Source organism: Bacteroides sp. AM44-19, from assembly GCF_003603395.1.
Taxonomy (GTDB): Bacteria; Bacteroidota; Bacteroidia; order Bacteroidales; family Bacteroidaceae; genus Bacteroides; species Bacteroides uniformis.
The window spans coordinates 1-20,881 of sequence record NZ_QTNB01000008.1 but is presented as its reverse complement, the minus strand read 5'-3'; the positions used below and the strand labels follow the sequence as shown (position 1 = coordinate 20,881).

The following is a 20,881-nucleotide window of genomic DNA, read 5'->3' as shown; positions in this document are numbered from 1 at the left end:
CATTCAGGTAACAAAATCGAGCAAAAGTAATCATTTCCTAAGAAAATCACGCTGTTTCAGCACAAAAACCGGCAGGAAAAAGAAGATACCGATGACGGACATCACCAGTCCGCCAATGGTACCCGCCGCCAATGGAAACCAGAAAGCCTCCTTGTCCTCACCTATCATGAAAGGGATAAATCCCAGAATGGTAGAAACTACCGTGAGGAAAATAGGAACGACCTTCGCATTCCACGCCTTGACGTAGGCACGAAGAGCGGAAAGACGGGGGAAACGACGTCGGATGCTGTTGTACTCGTTCAGGACATAGATGCTGGCATTCACCGTGATGCCGCACAGCAGGACGAACGAGGCAAAACCGCCCTGGTCGAAGTTCAGCCGGAACCAATAGAAAGTAAGAAATACCCCGATATAAGAAACCGGAATCACAAAGATGATGGCAAGCGGCTGCTTCAGGGAGTTGAACAGAACGCTGGTCGTAAAGAAGATGATGGCTATCACCACCAGCAGAAGCAGGTATTGGCGGTTGTCCTTCTCGCCCCATGACCAACTGTTGCTGTCCGACTCGGCTGTATAACCCATCGGCAACAGTTTGTTGAACTCCTCCAGGTCACGTTTCTGTATCTTGTTGCCCATCTCATTGGAGCCGATATATTCGTATTGCAGGCAGAGGCGGTACTGCTGGTTTTCTTTGGCAATCTCCTGCGGCATCTGTCCCTTTTCCACAGTAGTCAGTTCGGAAAGCTTGTAATGCTTGCCGTTTCCTACTCCATAGGGGAAGAACTGCATCGCCCAGATGTCATATTCGGCAGACTGGCGGGAAGAGAGCTTGATTTTCTCCATCCCCTGCTCGGCCGCTACCGAACCAATCTCCAGATTCTTGCCAAAGATGGGGCGCACCGCAGAGAAAAGCACTTGCGCGTCGATGCCCTCTTGCGCCATGCGCTCCTTGTTCAGGTTGAAGTAGAATTCCTGATAGTCATCCTTCCACCAGGAGAACTCCGAATTGATGAGCACTTCCTTGATACGCCGGTGCGTCAGCAGCTTGGCCTTCAGCTTCTCCGCCCACTCATAGAGTTCGTCGTAGTTGTAGCCGTACATCCTGATGCGATAGGAACCCGCACTTTCACGGACATCGTTGCTGAATCCCTGGTCCTGCAATCCGTAGATGCCCCAGCTGCCGCCTCCCAGTTCCAGCGCCTTGCTTATCATATTGGCTTTCAGTGTATAGGGGAAACCGCTGTTCCGGGCTTCCTTCTTGAAATAAATCTGCATACTGGCACGCCGGGGGCTGTAGATGGAAGTATGAAACTGCCTGATTTCCTTGAACCGGCTGAGGTAGGTCTCCATACGTTTCATCAAAGTGTTCATCTGCTCAAGGGTGCTGCCATTGGGAAGGTTGGCGTTGGCATAGAGCACCACCTCCTCATTACGGGTGAAGTAACTGCCTTCGTACACCTTCTGTATGAAAAGCCGCAAGCTGCCGCCCAGCGCCTTGTCCACAACGGGTTTCACCGACTCCTTATAGGTATCCGAACCGAATACCTTATTGTAAGCAGCTTCCCATTTTCCCCCTCCTTCCAGTTTGCCGGGCAACAGAAAAACGGGCAGACCGAAACCCAACAGTAACAGCAGGCATACAGCCCAGCGCCAACGGCACAGAAAACGGATGAGAGCAGAATAGCAGCAGGAGAAATAAACGGGGAAACGTCTGAAAATCCGTCCCAACCTTGTTTTGAATGTTTGCGTCAGCCCCGGCAAGACAAGACGCCTCTTCTTCCCCGTAATCCGCCTCACCAGTCCTATCTTCTCAATCATCGACGGAACAAAGAACAATGCCACCATCAAGGAAACAGCCAGATTGATGATCACTACCGCTGCAAAGTCCTGCAGGTTGAGCCGTATCTTCTCGTCAAGGAAGAAAATGATGACAAGCGCACCCATCGTAGTGAGGGTTGCCGCCAACACCGACAGGAAGGCCTTGAGATTACGCCGATGCAGAATGTGGTCGGTCATGACAATGGTGCTGTCTATCACCAGATTCAGCGAGACAGTGATACCCGCCAGCGAATAAAGCTGCATCTCAAGTCCGAAGAGGTAGTAGAAGATAAGTGCCACCGCTATATTTACAGCCAGGCTGGTAACTATCAGAAAAAGATATTTCAACTTACGAGTAATGAGCCATACAAATACAAGCAGGATGAGTACCGTCAAACCGGTACGGAAGTAAATCTTGTCCAGTTCTTCCCGTATGTACTCGGTCGCATCATAGCTGGTATGCACTTCATATCCGACAGGAAGTACCTGCCGAACAGCTTCCATCTCGTCCATCACGGCACGGTTCAGTTGCAACTGGTTGGCAGTTTCTTCCGCAGTAATGGATAGATAGACGGAATTCAGCCCATTGATGCGGTAATAGCTTTGCGGCTCCTCCTCCATACGGACAGCCGACACCAGTTCGTCCAAGCGGAGCAGTTTCCCGTCGGTAGCCGTCACGGTGATGGCAGCAGGATTAAAACCAAGGGAGTTGCTCTCCGGCACCAGTGTCAGGCGTATCCATTCCCGGCTACCGTTACCTGTATCCACATTGTGCGTACCCAGAAATTCCTTCCGGTAATGCCGCTGTACTGCCTCGCTGATGTCCGATAGGGTCACACCCAGCAAGCGCAACTGTTCACTGTCATATTCCAGTCTCCACTCCATGGGCGTGGCACCGCTGAGTTCCACCTTATAGATACCCGGAATATTTGCCAGCCGCGGCTTGATATGCTCCTCGGCATACTGCTGAATCAATATCGGAGTGGAAGGGGCATTCAGTGTGAAGGACATGAAAGGGCGTGAGGCGTTCTCGTCGGGCACTTTCATGTGAATGGTGGGATAGCTGACACCTTCGGGCAATTGGGGCCACGTCTGCCGGATGATGGTGGAAGCTTCGAAGCGGACTGCCTCGACATCGGCATGCTTGTCCAGCTCCACAGTAATGTTGCCGTAGCCGTTGCCCGAAGTGGAGTTCAGCCGCTTCACTCCGCGGATACGCGCCAGCATGGATTCCAGCTTGCTGGTCACTTCCATCTCCACCACCCGCGACGAAGTGCCAGGCATGCTGAAACCCACCGTGAAGCCGGGCAGGCTGCGTGACGGATTCAGCTTGACGGGGAGCAGCGGTATCAACGCCACCCCTACCAAAGCAAGGCAGACAAACGCCACTATGACGGTGAAGGAAGAAACTCGTTTCATCAGTTATTATAATCAAATTTTTCCGACAGCGAAAATCCGCTGGCAAAGTCGTGCAACGTCAGTTTCCGTATCTTGTAATAATTCAGCCAGTAGTCCTGCAAGGCGGAGATGTAATTGCGTTGCGCTTCCTGCTGGCGGTTCAGCGAGAGGGTCAGGCTGTTGATGTCTGCCTTGCCGATAATGAAGCGCTGGCGGGTTTCGTTATACGCCAGGATGGCAAGGTCGAGGGCCTCTTCGGCACTGGCGACGAGGGCTTGCTGGACGTTGAAGTCACTGACGGTCATGATAACCTCCTCCTCAATGCTGATTTCACTCTGCCGGGCAGAAGTCTTCACCACGTTCAGATTGTTCCTCGCCATGTTGTATTTGCCTTTCCTCACGCCCCAGTCCACCAGTGGAATGGAGACACTGACCGACACCATCTCCTGCTGCATGGGATGCCTGTATGCTTCACCGAATTTCTCCGCCACCTGGTTGAAGCCGACGCTGGCGTTGATGCTGGCGTTGAAGCGCGATTCCTTCTTCGTCTTGTCTACTGTCTGCTCGGCTTCCAGCACTTCCTGACGAAGCCCCAGAAATTCCGGATTGTTTGCTTGAGCGGCCAGCAAAGCCTCATCAACCGGTATGGTCAGCGCCCTCGGACGTCCCGGAAGCGACACCCTGATATCCGTGTTCTTCTCCATATTCAGGAAAGATGCCAACGAAAACATGGCGCGCTTCAAGGCACTGGCGGCATTCTGCAAAGTATTGCGGGCGTTCACCACGTCGAGTTTCAGCGTCAGCAGGTCGGCACGGCTGATGGCGGCTATTTTCAAGCGCTGCATGCCGATGCGGTAGAGGGTATCGGTGGAGACGGCATTGTCCTTGGCCAAGTCATATTCCGCCTGTGCCATGGCAAGCGCAAAGAAATAGGTAGTGGCCTGCTCGGATACTCGCTCTGCATTGTAAATATACTCCTTCTTCACCTTTTCGTACTTCAGCGGCTCAATCCTGCGTTCCCAACGGAAAGGATTGTAACCGACCAGACTCTGCGAGTAGCCCAAACGAACCGGAACACTGGTGAACTGGGTATACTTGTTTCCACCGAAGCTCCGCATATAGCCCAGCTCCGTATCCAGATAGAACGTACCGCCCGTCAAGTCGAAATTCTGTCTGACGGCAAGATTGCCGTATGCATAGAAGGATTGCTGGCTGCGATAGATGTCAAGGTCCTGTTCGGAGTCGTAACGCTTGGTGATATCGCGGTTGTACTGTGCCGGAGTCATGTTCAGCGTCAAGCTGGGAAGGCGGTTTGCCTTATAGGTGCGGTATTCCCAATAACCGGCCAGATACATGTTCTTGGTGCGGAAGGCTTCCAGCGAACTGTCATTCGCCAGGGCAATGGTCTGCTGCAAATCGAGCGTTATCCGCTGCTGGGCAAAAGCGGAAAGGGCTCCCAGACTGAACAAAAGTATAAGACTTAATTTCTTCATGCTCTTTCTTTTCTATAAATAAACCAATATATCAACGGGATGATGAACAGACTGACCAGTGTCCCCACGAACATCGCCCCAATCATCGCTATGGAAAGCGGCTTCTGCAACTCCGAGCCCATGTCGAACGAGAACAGCAGCGGAACCATAGCGAAAATGGTGGTGAGCGATGTCATGATGATGGGCCGGAGCCTTCTGCGCCCCGCCTCGTGGATGGCCTCGAGCAACGGCATACCAGCCCTCCGTAATTCATTAATGGCATCCAGCTTCAAGATGGAGTCGTTGATGATGATACCGCACGTCACAATCAGTCCGATGGCGGACATCAGGTTCAGGGTATGCCCGCATATCCACAACAGAAGCAGGGCAAACGCCACATCTATCGGAATTTCCAGCAGCACGATGAGCGGCTGCACGAAGCTTTCGAACTGGGCGGCAAGAATGAAATACATCAGCAGGATAGAGATGAAAAGAATCACCACCAACTCGTCCAGCATCTGGCGGTTGGAGAAGAAACTGCCGGAGAAGGCCGTATCCCAGTCACCCGTGGCATCTGCCTCCCGCTTCACCTTTTCCATCAACTCCGGAGCATCGTCCACTTCATAGAAACGGAACGGTATATATTCACCGTTGCGTCCTGCCGTAATCGTTTTCAAATCCTCGGCCGGACGCACCTTTACCAGCTCCCGAAGCGGAATATGCTCCACTTCGCCCTTACTGTCCGGACGGGTCTGTATCAATGTCTGCTGCAGCACCTCGTTCACTGTCCGCTCCTCGCCCACAATGCTGATAGGCAGGTATTGCTGGTAGGAATGGAGCATAGCTACGCTGTTCTCCTTGAACGCTGTCCGCAGCGTACGGTAAAGCTCGTCATACGAAACGTCATAGAGCAACAGCTTTTCCTGCAGGATGCTTATGTCAAGCTGGTTCTCGAAAGCGATACCTACGGGCGCTGTCCCCGTAAGCTCCGCAAACTGTTGTTCCAGTCCGCGCAATTCTTCCGCCGCCGGCGCCTTCTCCTTGTTACGGGCATAAAGTTCCGCCACCACATCGGCCTCCCCGGTCACGAAAAGCTTCTCGAACACGGTTTCGGGTGGAGAAAAGGAGACTGTCGCCAACGGATATTCCCGCATCAACCACTCGCCCGCCTGCTTCTGCAAGGGAGCAATCCCGTCAGGCGAGGAAGTCTTGAAATACAATTCTGCCTCCGAAGAAGAGAGAGCCTGCTCACGGTTCAGCAGATAGTCCTGCTGGCCTATGGCAGCCGTCTGTTCCACAGTCTTGTCCAACAACTGTCCGAACAGCACATTCACACGATGCCGGTTCTCGTCCACATGTATATTTTCGTTCCATTCCACGTGGACTATCAGTTCATTCTGGTCTATCTGCGGCATACGCTCCTTGGCTATGGAATAAAACAGAAAGACACAAAGAGGAATAGAAACCACACAGAATATGATACTTACCGTCTTGTGGGAAAATACCCAGTCGATGCCCACATCATAAAAACGGTCCAGCGTATGTTCCTTCAACGGATTGTTGATGCGGATGCGGGAGAACCACGACCTGCCGCGCAACCCCGTCCGGTAGACCAGCATATAGAGGACCGGCAGCAGCATGATACCCGTGAAGTAGGAAACCAGCAGCCCCACCGTAACAGAGAATGCCTGGTCATAGAAAAGCGCTCCCGCAATGCCGCTCATAAATATCAGCGGCACAAACACGGCAACCGTGGTCAGGGATGAGCTCAGCATCGGCGTCACCACCTCACCCGTACCCGCCACGCAAGCCCGCCTCAACGAATAACCCCGTTCGCGGTACTGCGAAATATTTTCCGTGACAATGATGCTGCTGTCAATCATCATACCCAACGCCAGAATCAATCCGGACAGAGAAATTATATTGAGCGACATCCTGAACAGATAGAAGAACAAGAAACAGATTACAATGGACACCACCATGCTCAGGCCGATGATGAACGGCGACTTGACATCCCCCAAGAAGAGTACCGCCACAATGCAGATGAACAAGAAACCCAACGACAAGTTCTGCTGCAGATTGGAGATGGTATAGTCCAGCAACTCCGTCTGGTTACGGCTGATGCTAAAATCAATGTCGGGATATACTTTCTTGAAGTAGTCCATCGTGCTGTTGATGGCAAGCTTCATGTCTTCCATATTCTCGTCCGCCTGCTTGATGACGGCAAGGGTAACGGCACGCTTGCCATTGCTCATGGAGACACCTTTCTCCTTGGCAGGAACAATCTCTACCCGGCAGAAGTCTCCCAAGCGGATGATACGTCCTTCCTTTCGCAGCAGGATGCCCTTCACGTCCTCCTCTGTCCGCAGCAGGGTGGAGAACTTGATGTTGTATTCGTAGTAGCCGTCGCGCACAGTCATGCTGCCCGGCTCCACGTTGTTTTGCGCCAGCACGTTTTCTATGTCTTCAATGGAGAGCCCCAACACAGCAAGCTTATCCGGGTCGGGCACAATCTGTAACTGGCGTTCGACCAAACCCGTGACATCCACCATTGCCACTTCTGCCAACTGCTCGATGCGACGCTTTATGACATTTTCGGCAAACTCGCACAAATCAAGAAACGCACGTTCGTCCGTCTTGCCGTATGCACTGTCGTTTTTTAGGGTCAGGTTGAGGTAGAAGACAGGAATGTCCGTCGCACTTGCCTTTATCACCTTCGGGCGTTCGGCATCCTTGGGCAGATAGTTCATGGCGGCGTCAATCTTCTCGTTCACTTCTATGAAGGCAAGGTCGGTATTCGTACCGAAGTCGAAGCCCAGGCGGATGATGCCTGCACCATCGCGCGTCTCGCTGTCCATGTCCTTCAGTTTCGCCACCTGGATGAGCTGCTGCCGCAGAGGTTTCACCACCGTATTCTCTAATTCACGCGCCGAGGTATTCTGCGCCGACACCTGCACTGTAATTTCCGGGATGGCAATATCGGGCAGCAAGGATACCGGCAGGGTGAAGTAAGTCACCAGCCCGACAATGAAGCATGCTGTAAATGCCATCAGTACGGCAATAGGCCGCTGTATCAAAAACTTTATCAATTGAACTATGAATTTTGAATTACCACTTATCACTCATTATCTATCAACCACCTTCACCGATGCTTCATGTGCCAGATTCACATTTCCCGTCACAATGACCGTATCGCCTTCTTTCAGGGCATCGTCGGCCATACTATAGCTTTCCGCATTCTCCAGACCGGTCTGCACATAGTTCCACTGCGCCTTTCCGTCTTTCAGGGTAAACACCACCTGCTTGCCCGAACGCAACACCACGGCACTCTTCGGGATTACAAGCTGTCCGCCCAGAGAGCGGTGCACGTTCACCCTCACGTTCATCCCACTGAACAGCCGTCCCTTGCCATTGACGGCAGCCTTCACCTTAACCATCCCCTTGTCATCCACCAGAGGATTGATTTGGGTGATGCGCCCCTCCTGCCTAAAGCCGGCATCCGAATAAGGGGTAACAATCACCTTGTCGCCACTCTTTATCAACGGCAGTTCGCTTTCCAGCACCGTGAAGTCCACCTCCATACCTTGAGTGCCGATAATGGAGCAGAAGGCTTCCGAGGTACTTGCCTCGTTGAACGGTTTGGAGAACAGGTTCGCCACTACCCCGTCAAAAGGCGCAACCAGCGTGGCGTGTTCCTCTTCATACGCGGCAAGCTCATACTGGGCGAGGCTCTGGTCGTAACCGCTCCTCACGCGGGCCAGCTTCATGATGTCAGCAGGTACTTTGGAGGCATCCCCCACCGGATAGCCTTGCCCTATCAATACATCCTGCAACTCAAGTTCCGCTTTTTCCAAGGCATCCTTGGCCTGCGCGGTCTTGTTCTTCAGGCGGAACTTATCCAGTTCGGCAAGTTTCTGCCCTTTGCGCACCGGGTCACCGTTCTTCACGTAGATGTGTGCCACTACACCGGTGGTCTCAAAACGCAAATCCGCCATGGCACCGGCGGTTACTTTTCCGTTGCTCACCAGTTCATGCTCAAAGGTCGCCCGCTTCAGGACTTTCACGGTCACTTCATTGCTTTCACTTGGCAGGACGGTTGCCACCCCTTCCTCGGACTCTTTTCCCTTTCCGGCATCGGAGCAGGCGGCAAGCAGGGCAACGGCCATGCATAGCAGGTATCGATAGTTCTGTGTCTTCATATTCATACTCAATTATAAATTGATAAAATTAATCGTTTCAAAAAAACGAACCGATATTTGCATGTGGACACTTTTTTCATAGCACTTTAGCAATTAGTTCGCTCATTATTAACACTTTCCGTTTTTATTCATCTTTTTTGATATGGACAAAAATAAGCTGAATCTTTTTTATTTCCTCCCTCATCTGTCGTATTGCCGTAGAATGCACTTTCGGCTCTTTCGTCAATACCATCCGCTTCATTTTTTCAAACTTGTCCGGTTGCCTGAAGCTTGGTTCCGCATAAAGCTTCGCAAGCAGATAATAGGGATAAATACGTCCCGGCAAACGATGGGTGGAACGGATAAACCAGTCTTCCGCTGACAAGCAATCACCCATCTGCTGATAGTTCTTGCCTATCACATTCAGTATCATGGGGTCACAACTACGCTGTAAAGCTTCTTTCAAAATACGGTTGGATTTACTGAACTGCTGCTGCTTGTGCAATCCATGCCCATATTCGAACAAGAAAGATGCCCGGTCTCTCAACAGAGGATAAAGGCGCCCGTACTCTTTCTCTGCCGATTGATACGCACCTGCATTATACAGCACCCGCGCATTCATCCACTCCCGACAGGCCTGCTCCACTTGCAAGTCATTCTTCAGGCGAAAACCGCCAATGATGCCTACTGATACAGCCAGCCCCAACCATTGCCAACGGTCGGCACCGGACAAGCACGCCACAAGCAATCCTCCAAATGTAACGATAAATACCGGAAGTTGTAGCGGATAGGAGGAAAAAGAGAATATCATCAAAGAAAGAATAGCCCCACAGATACCATAACGTCCTTTACGGACTCCCCTATACAAACACAGCACGACCACAACCAATAGACATACCGCCAAAGGAATGCCCAGTTCGACCGCAGCCTGCAGATATTCATTGAATGCATATTCCGGACTTCCCGCCACACGTTCCTCCCACGGTTCATAATCACCTGCTGCAAAATAAGTTTCCTGCGCATTTCCGTAGGCTGCTGCGAAATTATGAATCCCATATCCGGTCAACGGCTTTTCTGCAATGGCACGACAAGTTATCTTCCACATGAAAAGACGGCCACGTGCAGAATCGGGTTTCAAGACAAACAGTAAATAGCCCGCCAATAGCAGGACACAGAACCCACCGACCACTGCCATCAGCACACGCTGCCTTTGCTGCTGCCATAATAATCTGAACTTATCCGTCCAATCCATATGCCAAGCATATACACACAAACAGGAAACTCCTGCCGCCAACCATGCCGAACGGCTCATTCCTGCCGGAAGCACACAAAGGATAAGCAGCATCACACCACCGGCAATCATAGCTCCAACTTTATCCATCACCTTTTTCCATCCTTTCCCGTCATTCCGGTCAGAGCAGAGAATCTCCCCCCTCTTGGTCAGCCATTGATGCAGACAGACCGGAAGTATCATGGCCAAATAGCCGGAATAAGGCCCCGGATTGAAGAAAGAACCTGTCAATACATACAAGGAATGGTTGGACACAGCATAACCATAAAGCTGCCTCAATCCCCAAACAGCCTCAATGCCCCCCAGCATTACCAATACCCACGAAACCGGTATAAAAAGAAAATACCTTTTTTCCATCATCAATCCAGCCATCAACAGACATCCTGCAACTACCAATGCACTTTTATCGAAATAGAGCCATTGCCCTATAACATCAGCTACAGGAAGTCCGGAAGAAACGTTACATGCCAAAGACAATAAAACTATACAAGCAATGTAGACCAAACTTCCAGTCAATAGATTACGTACATTATTCATTCTATCTATCAAATATTCAATAGTATTCTTAATTCACCAAAAGATTTGTTTCCCGTCTTTATATTCAAAAATCCGTTCATCTTTACCGGCTGTGTGATTCTTCAGATAAAATAAAGCACCTTGAAACCCTGAATAGACAATAGAATCTGACACAGCCATTTGCCGCCCGACAGAATTCCATTTTCCTCCACCCCAATAAAACAATTCATACAAATTACCTTTATAAATAAAATTCACCTCATTACGAGGAGTATACACCACCTTCTCCACACGATGGGGACTTCCAAAGTCCATCCCGGTCCATCCTCCATCCGGATGTATATAATCAAATGAAGTATCCGGATTACCGTCAAATGCGTTCAAATATTCATGTGTATTGTCTTCAAAACTTCCCGGAGTACCTATGATTTCCCCATATAGAGGTATGGTATCTTCCGTATTCTCATAAAAAGCCAGTTCCGAGATATTACAGAAACATCCGTCAGCACCCTTATAGCGCATATACCGATACGGTTTATCAGACTTCAACCGGGCCACAGTATATAGCCGATACGGAGCCTCCTTTATCAAAAGTAGAGTATCCTTCCGCCCAAAGTCTGCCCGGTCGCTTCCTTCCACTACTCCCCCAATCATCCGGTCATTGAAAAGAACACTCAAAGTAAGATGGCACTTCCTATACAAGACCAATTCCTGCTTTTCAGCTTCCGGAACAATGAACCGTATCTTTCCGGTTTCACGCTCCAGAAGAAAAGGAGAAGATACTGCAGCGTATTCCTTTCCGTTCCAGGCAGCCAGCGTAAAGACCGCCCCGCCTCCCACATCCTCAAAACGAGCCTCCCGCTTTTTAAAGAAAGTATATCCTATAGGTTGCCATTGTAGTCTGTTGGCAAGGCACAAATACACCATATCCCCCTCACGAAACTGTCCGGAAAGCAAAGAATCCGGAAGAGCTACAGTCCAATTCCTGCTACCGGTATAAAGTGCAGTGACATCGCGGAAGAACGGACGTCGGAATGCCGGGTAAACATCGGAATATTTCCCCAGTTTCCGTACCGCCTCCTTATCAATACTATAGGTTGCCCGGTACATTTTTCCCCTCGAAATGCTATATTCTTCCGCTTTGCTCCATACTTCTTCATAAGGAAGATTTGCAATGTATGTCTTTCCTTCCTTATCCAAAACAAAATTCCAGAAATGAGAGGCATTGTTGTCTCCTAATACCATCACCCTATCTACTCCGCACGGAATGCCCAATGCCCGCAACACATATATCATGGCATCCGTAAACTCTCGGCAACTGCCCGTATGCCATTTCAGTACATCCGGTCCCAAATGAGGCCCCACCGGAAAAAGAGCCGTATTCCGGTAGTTCGCTTTCCGCAACGTATCCATCAACAACTGGGCGGCAACCTTAGGATTATCAGCCTCATCTGTCTTCCTGAATTCATCCAAAATCGGGCTATAGCACTCATAAATTTCTTTGCGCCAGAGAGAAAGCGGCTCATCCCCTATTCTATAAGGCAATATATATTCGCAGAAAGTATCAAAATCAACATGCTTTCCCCAAGGTTGCTCCCGCCAGACTTTGAATGCCCATTCTATATGATTGACCAAAAAAGCGGAATCCACCGTCATAATGTCCCTCTTATAAGTCAATTGATTTATAGAAAATTCTCCATCTGCTCTTTTCAAGGAATCAATCAACTCTTGCACATGCCTGGAATAAGGAAATGAAACGTATTCACTGAAATACTTCCTGTAATTCTCCAAGGCCTTTCCCTCGTAAGCACCATGAAAAGGCATATTCTCTATCAGAAAACAAGCAGCACGATATTTGTCACCGTCCTCTTCCTTGTAACGGTCCAGTACCTTTTGCAACTCCGCACGGTTATCACCGGCAAGATTCAAAGCTGTGTCCAACCACTGATTTTCCGAAGAACAAGCCATAAACAGACCTGCTGTAAACCATACCCATACACACCAATGTTTCATATCACTATTCCATTTTTTTCTATTCCAATCTGAAAGACAATCCAATCAATCCTTACAATCCGATACAAATACCTGCTTACCATCTTCCATATGAAATATCAGTTCTTCTTCTCCACGGGTACTGTCATGCAAATAGAGCAAAGCTCCCGATGGTATCCCGTCATATGGCAGAAAAGGTTTTTCTGCCATTTTCTTCCCCAATGAGTTCCAACAGCCCTCTCCCCAATAGAAGAGTTCATAACAATCCCCTATCCTGACAAAGTTATCATCGTTACGGGGCATATACATAAAATTGTCTATAGTAACAACCTTTCCAAAATCCACCGTTACACTTGCACCGGGTTTTGATGAAATGAAATACGACAACGGCTCATTATCATAGACCTGATGGGCAAAAGTACCCACTGTAGCCGGAGCATCTCCCCAACTGTCTATAGGGACAATCTCTTCCTCTCCTTTATAAAAATGCATTTCGGCAACTTCCGCATATCCCTCTGCCGAAGAACAAAAACGGGCATAGCGACCCCTTACCGGTTTCTCAAGAATAACGTGATTATAATTGATACCGGGCGTATCTTTCACAGTACACAACAACTCCGCATTTTTAAAATCCTTATCACAAGCCGCCTCAAAATGCCCGTCTTTTATCCCTCCCATATAGTTCCTGATACGTTCCGAAAGAGGGTATTTCCGATACAATTCAGCAGAATAGCACTTGGAGGTATCTGCAACATAAGGATGTATATCCTTGCCATCAAAATAAAAAGGATTTCCAATAGGGCGATACTGCCCGTTTGCGAATGCCAACAATATATAAACCTGCCTCGAAGCCAAATTCCTGAAAAGCGCTTTTCCACTTTCTACCTTAGTAAAATCTATTCCCCGCCACCCATAAGCACTGAACAACCCCACATAAACATAATTCCCGTCCATCCCTTCTACCGGCAGTTCCAGATTCGAATCAAAATAATTATCCGACACTTTTCTTGCAAACACATCCTTAAAAGCAGCCGGTACGGACTGGTTCCGCATAAAATCACCATCCATGTCCCATTGTCTGCCAAAACACCGGCGGTAAACCACGCTCGGGCGCCGACTGTCAATATAGAAACTTCCCCGTTCCGGCTTCCGGGAAGGGAAAGTAAAAGGAAGGCAGACACCCGTTACATCCCTCACCACATTCCACACATGCCCTTTTCGTGTTTCCGCATTGAAAGTATAGAAATCATAGGCTACCGGGACGCCGATGGCCCGCATCACATAAATCATAAAATCACAAGCATCCTGACACTTGCCGATACGATTATGCAGCAAGTACTCTCCTCCCAAATGCGGATAGTTAAAGACCCACGTAAACCGGTAAGGGTCTTCCTTCTGCAAATACTCCCATACCACACTGACCGCCTCCACCACATCGCTACCCGTATAAACCTCGTCCAGCAAAAAGGAATAACGGTCATGGTATATCTGCCGCCAGTTGTCCGGAGTCTCATTTCCGATACGATAGGGAAGCAGCCATTCACAGAAATCTGCAAAAGAAAGGGAAGCATTCCACGGACGCTTTTTCCAACCATCAAAAGCCAAATCAATGTTATTTATCAAGAATTCAGCCCTTATATTCAGTACATCCGGTTTTCTCTGCAATCCGGAAGGGGTATAATAATCCCAATCCGGTACGGCAGTATCCTTCAGCATCACCCCATAAGCATCTGCCGAAGCCAGCACTGTTTTCAAAGAATCCAGTTCTTCACCTTCAAGGGCATAGTGATAAGGCATATTTTCTATCAAGAAACAAGCGGCTTTATATTTTTCAGGCTCATCTTTATAATGTTCCAGTACCTTTTCCAGTTCGCCTTTGTTGGTTGCAGCACACTCCAGTGCGTACTCCAATCTGCCGGAAGCATTGCAAGCCTCCAATATCCCGGCAATCAATAATATCCAGAGCAATTTAAACAGAACTTTCATCTTAGTCTATTCTTTTAAAGATACGTTTCCATCTCATTTTTCCAGTATTCGGGCTGACGGACTTCCATACCAGCCATGCCCTTCCCACTATAAATGGTTCCGGCAGTAATCCCCAGTAGCGGGAATCTTTTGAATTCACCATCTTGTCACCCGAAACAAAATAATAGTTCTCACAGAAGCGGTAATTGTGTATCACACTGTCCCCCAGCAGAACCGAATCTCCATGCAATGTCAGTTTCTTTTTCTGTTCCCACTCTATCACGTTCCGATACAGCAACCGTGTTTCCGGATTCATTCCTACCACGCTGCCTTTGGCCGGTATATAAAGAGGCCCAAACTCGCTGATAGTCCACCCATTACAGCCACCATCGGGAAAGCTCTTAAGAACAAGGCCCCGTTCCTCCATCATGCCCGAAGATATCAATTTACCTAATTCCTCCTGCGCCTGCACATTTCCTGCGATACCATCAAATCCGGACACACGATAATGTGTATTCCTTATCTCCAACGTATCACCCGGCACGGCGATACAGCGCTTCACGTAATACAACATCACGTCCAGCGCAATGCTGTCCCACCTGCCCGGATAAGGAAAATTGAACACTAGTACATCATTCCGCTGAAAATTTCTCCATCCGGACATACGGTGCATCCTCACCTCCTTTTTCTCCACGGCATCAAGCACATTGAATAGGCGTGCTCCACCCGAACATTTATCCACCAGAATATAATCACCCGCCAGCAACGACGGTTCCATCGAGTCCGACGGTATCTTGAAGGAGGTCACCACAAACACCTGCAATACTATCAGTATCACAACAAGCAGGCACAGACAGAATAATACGTTTGTTATTCCATTCAACCATTTTTTCAATTGCAGCCGCTCCTTCATCCCATCAATCAGTTATTTTGCATCCCCACTAATCTTCAAAACCAACGGAGAATTTTCTGTATTGCAATATACCGTTATCGTCTTGTCGAAGTGCTCCGGATGTTCGGCTTTATAAACCACTTCCAAAGCTATTTCCTTACCCGGTAATGCCGGTTCCTTTGAATAAGCTACGGTAGTACAACCACAAGAAGTGGCAACATCTTGTATAACCAATGGTTTGTCACCCACATTCTTCAATATAAAAGTTGCTTTTTGTTCCTCCTGCCAATCAAAGTTACCTAAATGCAAAAATGAGACATCTATATGGACTTTAGTCTGGGTAATGCCTTTTCCAGCAGTTGATACAATATCATTCCCACGAATAATTTTCAGATACAATTCTTTTATTTTAGGATTAAGAATTGGATTCCCCATCGCTAACACTTTATTATCCTTATCCAGCAAAAAAGTTTGGAAAGCCATATCAGATGGAAAATGATTTAAGCGATTAAGTTTATCATTTTCATCTATACAAACTGGATAGTCAAAGCCATTCTTTTTTAAAGCATACAATAATTCTATTTCACTTTTTGAATGTAAAAACAGTAATACAGAAACCTTTCCTGGATAAGTTGAATCCAACCGATGTATAAACTCCCTCCACATAGGCAGTTGCAATTTACAACTGAAACATCCAGCCGAATCCACATAGCTAAGAATTGTATATTGCAAATGAGCCGGATATTGAACAGTATCCTTTCCATATAATGTAAAATATAGATTATTTGGGAAAATAATTTCTTTTTTTTCCCACTCTTTTACTAAATGTGTCATATCATCATTTTTTCTTCTCGTACAAGCAAAAAAGAACAATACAATAATCGACAATATTATAAATAAATACCCATCCTTCATCACCAAATTATTTCATTAACCACATTTTCTCAAATTCATATTCTATCACTTCAAAAAGAGCAAAATTACACATCTACAGGAAAGCCGAAAACGGCATATTCCAAATCATTATTTAATCCTAAACACAATACCATGTTTCTCTTTTTATCATACGTTATACTTTTTATCGGCCTATCCAGCTCAACAATAAAACGGGGAGTACCATTCCAATCAAATAACAGAACTTTCTTTGAGAAGAAAGCTTGTGCTCTATTTTGTGCGGCTTGTTCCAAATTTCTCTCATTATAAAGAGCATATATATAATTATCGTCCGAGGTAACCGATGAGACACTCAGCTTTGTCTGAAAGCCCAATGATCCATCGCTACTATTAAACACTGGAAGAGTGCAAATATGTGATTTTACAAGAGCAACATTGTTTAAGTCGCTGTAATCATATATCTCCATAACATCACCGTAGACGGAAAACCAAGCAATCCGTTTTTTCTCACTCGAAATAGTACAAGGGCCCTGCAATGTTTGGGAAACAATCTCCGGAGAGATATTAGGAATCACGATGTTTTCACCAATTTTTCTATATTGTCCGTTTGCTTTCATCAGAAAACGTTTTTCATCGCCCACCAATAAGAAGAAAGCCAATTCATTATCATAGGCAACTTCACAGAATCGAGTATCGATACTGATAGAATCTTTCCTTACTTTCTTTATTTTATTATTAAGCGATAATAGAAAAACAGACTGAGTTGCTAAATCCGAAGCATACACTTCTCCTGCACTCTTGCCAACACCTATAGTCTGAACACTTATGGCTTCATCTCGTCCCTGCCCTTTATTCAATCCATGAGAAAATATTTTCTTTTCGCAATCATAAAAAGTCAGCAGTTGAGGTAACGCCGGTTCTAAAAACACAAGATAATCACCATCCGACAATATAGCTTCTGGCATGCTTAATGAATCAGTTGGAACGTAGTCTTGAACCACCATTTCTTTACTTATGCTATTTGAAAACAAGTCCAAGAATGTTTGAGGCTTATTTTCACAAGAGCACATTACAATCAATAATAAAAGAAATTTTATTTTCATAATATTTTCACTTAACGTAAAACAATCAACATCAAAATAATCACTAATAAAAACGCTGCATTCAAAGCATTAAATACATCTGCAATGATTTTTAAAATAAGGAATCAAAGCATTTATTAAGTACGTCCTAATTACATGACAATGATTCCTTACCTATCTCATAAGTATATCTAATCTATATTCAAGAATGTCATAGATGACTACAACGAAAATCAACAATACAAATTAGATAACACTAATTCATCATACCTCAAATCATCTTGAAGCACACACATATGGGGCTTTAATATCCCCCTTACAAGTGCCCCAAAGTGCCAAACAACATTCTATAGTTGTTTCACCACTACCTGCCAATGCTTCCACATTAGCCAATGTCAAATCAGATAATACTTCAGATTTCTGATTTGCATAAACTCCATATCCTGCAATCGCTGCAAATGCTGCAACAAAAGCTATCTTAATCATTTTCTTCATACTACTCTTCAGTTTTATTAGTATAAGATTATTCTTTTTTTTATCATTTACCACAAGCATAATGCTTGCGTACCAGAATCAAGATATAAAAATCTTGGAGAACTCTTTTCTTGCCATACCTATCGAAATGGCAGAAAACACACTCTGTTTTCAATTCAAATTACTATCTTTGCCTCGACCTCCTTTCTTGGTGGGTTATGGAACGGACGGTACGAGATGCACCAACAAAACGTGAACCGTCCGTTCCTCTCCATCCATATTATAGTTTACTTTATTTCATGCTATATTCTATTATCGGCTCATCCTTATTCACATCCGTTGCCAAGATTATTCCTTTTTGTTCATCTACCGATATGCCATAAACATAATGATCTAACACATACCTGCAGAGAGGTTCGCCGGTCAGACTAAAAACATAGATATACCGTCCTCCATCCGGCAAATAGACACCTTGCTGTACATTTTGCGCAATTTCCTTAAAAGAGCGCCCATGAAAAACCGCATAGATAGCACTGTCTGCCACTTGGACATCGCTAAATCCCATGATACCCGTAGGAATACCATAACCCTGAGAAATCTTAAACTCCGGTTCACCGTGCGGACCAATGCGTACCACATGCGTACTATCTTTCAAATTAAAGACTTCAAGTACTTCGCCCAACTGGGTTACTGCTGCCAGCACTCCATTTCGGGGATTATAGTCGATGAAGCTACGCCATGCCTGAGCCAATGCAGGACGGGCATTCTGTAAAGCCTCCGCGTTGGCTGACGGTATTTGACCGGTTCTGCGCAATAATTTCCCTTGATAGTTTACCCAGCAAAAGCGGCTACTGCCAGATCCGTCCGGAACAATGAAGGTAAAGTCGTCAACCATCACAAAGTCTAAAACGCGAAGCATGTCAGCATCCATATTTATCACTTTCTGAGGAACGATTGAGCAACCCGACGAAGTAAAATCATACTTGGTTAATACGGACTTACCAGCATCAAGTCCCCACAGAGATTGACCATGCCATCGGATATTTTCAGCAGAAAGCATCTCTTCGGGAGCCTCGCCCCGCTTGCCGAACGAAGCAAAATAGCGGAAACCCGGATAGTGGAAAACATGGCAAAAGTAGTCCGTGCCATGCAAATCCATTACCACAGCCTTATCACCCTGCACCCGAACGCGGAACGGATAACGGAACAAAGCGGTGTCCAATGGCTGCACCCTCGCTTTCAGCTCGATTGTTTGCGGAAAATCCATGTAGGCGACAGAAGTTGCTACTTTTTTCTGCGTACAAGAGGAAAGGGATAGTGCGGATAGGCTAATGAGGCAGGCTATAATAAATGTACACATGTTCGACTCCTTCCTTGGTAAGCGGACAAACAACTGAACCTCTTCCGACACACGCACCACCAGATCCTGTCTCACCGGCCGCCAATGCCTCTATATTCTCCAACAATAAATTATCCAAGCTTTCTGAATGAGTAGTTTCAGCATAACCTAAAATCGCGATGGCACTAACAACCAAAATTCCCAATAACTTCATTTTGCGTTTCATAGCATTTTTGTTTTTTGTTATGCCAATAAAGGTAAAAGGAAAAATTGGAAAACAGCAACTAAATAATAAACAAACATACCAAAAAGGGGCGTGAAAAAAATTTCACGCCCCTTAACACCTATTTGGTTAACATTTCAGCTACTTAGAGATAACAATTTGATACCCCTGCTTTTCTGATACAGCGAGTATTTTGACAGATTTATCCGTTTCAAATAGTTTGCGCAATGAGTTAATTGCTTTTCTGCGACGTTCTTTCAATCCCGTATCAGATAAGGCCCAACAGCAAACTACGGCTATTTCATCGTACGTCAGGAAATAATCGGATGTAGCTATAAAAGCAAGCAATAGTTTTGCGGCTTGGGGAGGGCAAAATTTCACTTCTTCTTTATTGGTTAGAGTATGGTTTATGGCATCGAAACTGGATTCTCCGATTAGGTAGATGTTCTTCTCCGATACATCGGTTGCCTTTTCCTTTTTATGCAGTTGAATCCTTACATAAAAAAACAATCCGAACAGTAAAATACACAAAAAGCAGGATAGTATCAGCAGTACATTATCTTTCCAATCAATGCAATACAAAAAAACGGGTTGCATGTATGCAGTCAGACTCATCGTATACATGTTGTCCAGATAGTAGGTACCCAAATTGTTTTGTGAAGTACAAATTGTTTCATTTCCAGCAAATGTTTCTTGAAAAACATCTTTCCCTAATGGGGTAATCTTCAAAGAAAGCACACACACTGTGCCACGGTACCGCGCATCCATTTCCTCTTGCCATTCGGACCTAATCTTTCCCAATGGAAATTTCCCATAGCAATTCAGAATATCGGCTTTATACCCTACAACTTCCAACAAATATAACCCTTGTGCCTCTTTCAGTGAATCTATCGTCACTTCAAATTCGCCTTCTTCTGTTATTACTTGTCTCTTGGTATACTTCTTTCCATTACTACCGGATGATACATGATAAGTCCCCAGGTTGTCAAACTCCCGATTCACCACCAGCTCCGCAACCTTCCGCAAAGTTTGCAACGCGACCTCTTTGGCCACAGCTTGTCCCTTCCGGGCATTATTATACAATGCTACTCCCCAAAACAGTGCCACTACTACAATGGCACATGTCCATATTACAGTAATCTTATTACGGCGTTTCATCTTCTTTTTCACTTCTGTATCTTATTCATTTCTGCCCATGCACTCGAAAAGGCATCTCCTTAATAGCGCCAAAATTAAGTAATAATATAAAGGAAAAGGGAAAATGACTTGAGAAAGAAGGAAATAAAATCAAAACAGTTTCTTCTTCTAATCCGCTTTAGCTATTTTCCACCCGCCAATCGTCCGCGT

At 46.5% G+C, this 20,881-nt stretch carries 14 protein-coding genes; all 14 read right to left on the bottom strand.

Translation table 11 applies throughout. The annotated features are described in order from the left end of the window. Window positions 1-30: 30 nt before the first annotated feature. Complete coding sequence (locus tag DW947_RS12995) at window positions 31-3,237, bottom strand: efflux RND transporter permease subunit (protein WP_119958543.1); 3,207 nt, start codon at window positions 3,235-3,237, stop codon at window positions 31-33. Further along, on the bottom strand, window positions 3,237-4,709 hold the full coding sequence (locus tag DW947_RS12990; RefSeq protein ID WP_005823863.1) for a TolC family protein: 1,473 nt from the start codon (window positions 4,707-4,709) through the stop codon (window positions 3,237-3,239). Before DW947_RS12990 ends, DW947_RS12995 begins: the two co-directional genes overlap by 1 nt. After that, on the bottom strand, window positions 4,706-7,777 hold the full coding sequence (locus DW947_RS12985) for an efflux RND transporter permease subunit (protein WP_119958542.1): 3,072 nt from the start codon (window positions 7,775-7,777) through the stop codon (window positions 4,706-4,708). Before DW947_RS12985 ends, DW947_RS12990 begins: the two co-directional genes overlap by 4 nt. A 36-nt stretch (window positions 7,778-7,813) precedes the next feature. Further along, window positions 7,814-8,887 carry an efflux RND transporter periplasmic adaptor subunit gene (locus tag DW947_RS12980; protein WP_034529001.1) on the bottom strand — a complete coding sequence of 358 codons (1,074 nt, stop codon included), beginning with the start codon at window positions 8,885-8,887 and terminating at the stop codon, window positions 7,814-7,816. Between the two features lie 124 nt (window positions 8,888-9,011). Continuing rightward, window positions 9,012-10,694: an O-antigen ligase family protein gene (locus tag DW947_RS12975; protein WP_117962635.1), complete on the bottom strand. Its 1,683-nt coding sequence runs from the start codon at window positions 10,692-10,694 to the stop codon at window positions 9,012-9,014. A gap of 33 nt (window positions 10,695-10,727) precedes the next feature. Continuing rightward, window positions 10,728-12,686 carry a transglutaminase domain-containing protein gene (locus DW947_RS12970; protein ID WP_117963743.1) on the bottom strand — a complete coding sequence of 653 codons (1,959 nt, stop codon included), beginning with the start codon at window positions 12,684-12,686 and terminating at the stop codon, window positions 10,728-10,730. A gap of 45 nt (window positions 12,687-12,731) precedes the next feature. After that, complete coding sequence (locus tag DW947_RS12965) at window positions 12,732-14,651, bottom strand: hypothetical protein (RefSeq protein ID WP_117963744.1); 1,920 nt, start codon at window positions 14,649-14,651, stop codon at window positions 12,732-12,734. A 1-nt stretch (window position 14,652) separates the two neighbouring features. After that, window positions 14,653-15,543 (bottom strand): signal peptidase I, encoded by an 891-nt coding sequence (gene lepB / locus DW947_RS12960; RefSeq protein WP_117963745.1) that lies wholly within the window; start codon window positions 15,541-15,543, stop codon window positions 14,653-14,655. 12 nt (window positions 15,544-15,555) lie between these two features. Next, window positions 15,556-16,356, bottom strand: a complete 801-nt coding sequence (locus DW947_RS12955) for a DUF1573 domain-containing protein (RefSeq protein ID WP_229075232.1) — start codon at window positions 16,354-16,356, stop codon at window positions 15,556-15,558. A gap of 146 nt (window positions 16,357-16,502) precedes the next feature. Further along, the gene (locus tag DW947_RS12950) at window positions 16,503-17,519 is read right to left on the bottom strand and encodes a BF3164 family lipoprotein (RefSeq protein WP_057097225.1); all 1,017 of its coding nucleotides are present in this window, start codon (window positions 17,517-17,519) and stop codon (window positions 16,503-16,505) included. A 255-nt stretch (window positions 17,520-17,774) separates the two neighbouring features. Further along, window positions 17,775-17,993 carry an NVEALA domain-containing protein gene (locus tag DW947_RS12945; protein ID WP_022402353.1) on the bottom strand — a complete coding sequence of 73 codons (219 nt, stop codon included), beginning with the start codon at window positions 17,991-17,993 and terminating at the stop codon, window positions 17,775-17,777. 271 nt (window positions 17,994-18,264) lie between these two features. Further along, window positions 18,265-19,332, bottom strand: a complete 1,068-nt coding sequence (locus tag DW947_RS12940) for a BF3164 family lipoprotein (protein ID WP_117963746.1) — start codon at window positions 19,330-19,332, stop codon at window positions 18,265-18,267. Beyond that, window positions 19,301-19,537: an NVEALA domain-containing protein gene (locus DW947_RS12935; RefSeq protein WP_057088522.1), complete on the bottom strand. Its 237-nt coding sequence runs from the start codon at window positions 19,535-19,537 to the stop codon at window positions 19,301-19,303. The genes DW947_RS12940 and DW947_RS12935 overlap by 32 nt, the downstream gene beginning before the upstream one ends. 138 nt (window positions 19,538-19,675) lie before the next feature. Then, entirely contained in the window at window positions 19,676-20,692 is a 1,017-nt protein-coding gene (locus DW947_RS12930) for a transcriptional regulator (protein ID WP_117963747.1), read from the bottom strand. Between the last annotated feature and the right edge of the window lie 189 nt (window positions 20,693-20,881).

Bases quoted from the DNA above. Each gene is read 5' to 3' on its own strand.
- DW947_RS12995 (WP_119958543.1), bottom strand. From the start codon at position 3,237: ATGAAACGAGTTTCTTCCTTCACCGTCATAGTGGCGTTTGTCTGCCTT.
- DW947_RS12990 (WP_005823863.1), bottom strand. From the start codon at position 4,709: ATGAAGAAATTAAGTCTTATACTTTTGTTCAGTCTGGGAGCCCTTTCC.
- DW947_RS12980 (WP_034529001.1), bottom strand. From the start codon at position 8,887: ATGAAGACACAGAACTATCGATACCTGCTATGCATGGCCGTTGCCCTG.
- DW947_RS12975 (WP_117962635.1), bottom strand. From the start codon at position 10,694: ATGAATAATGTACGTAATCTATTGACTGGAAGTTTGGTCTACATTGCT.
- DW947_RS12970 (WP_117963743.1), bottom strand. From the start codon at position 12,686: ATGAAACATTGGTGTGTATGGGTATGGTTTACAGCAGGTCTGTTTATG.
- DW947_RS12965 (WP_117963744.1), bottom strand. From the start codon at position 14,651: ATGAAAGTTCTGTTTAAATTGCTCTGGATATTATTGATTGCCGGGATA.
- lepB (WP_117963745.1), bottom strand. From the start codon at position 15,543: ATGAAGGAGCGGCTGCAATTGAAAAAATGGTTGAATGGAATAACAAAC.
- DW947_RS12955 (WP_229075232.1), bottom strand. From the start codon at position 16,356: ATGACACATTTAGTAAAAGAGTGGGAAAAAAAAGAAATTATTTTCCCA.
- DW947_RS12950 (WP_057097225.1), bottom strand. From the start codon at position 17,519: ATGAAAATAAAATTTCTTTTATTATTGATTGTAATGTGCTCTTGTGAA.
- DW947_RS12945 (WP_022402353.1), bottom strand. From the start codon at position 17,993: ATGAAGAAAATGATTAAGATAGCTTTTGTTGCAGCATTTGCAGCGATT.
- DW947_RS12940 (WP_117963746.1), bottom strand. From the start codon at position 19,332: ATGTGTACATTTATTATAGCCTGCCTCATTAGCCTATCCGCACTATCC.
- DW947_RS12935 (WP_057088522.1), bottom strand. From the start codon at position 19,537: ATGAAACGCAAAATGAAGTTATTGGGAATTTTGGTTGTTAGTGCCATC.
- DW947_RS12930 (WP_117963747.1), bottom strand. From the start codon at position 20,692: ATGAAACGCCGTAATAAGATTACTGTAATATGGACATGTGCCATTGTA.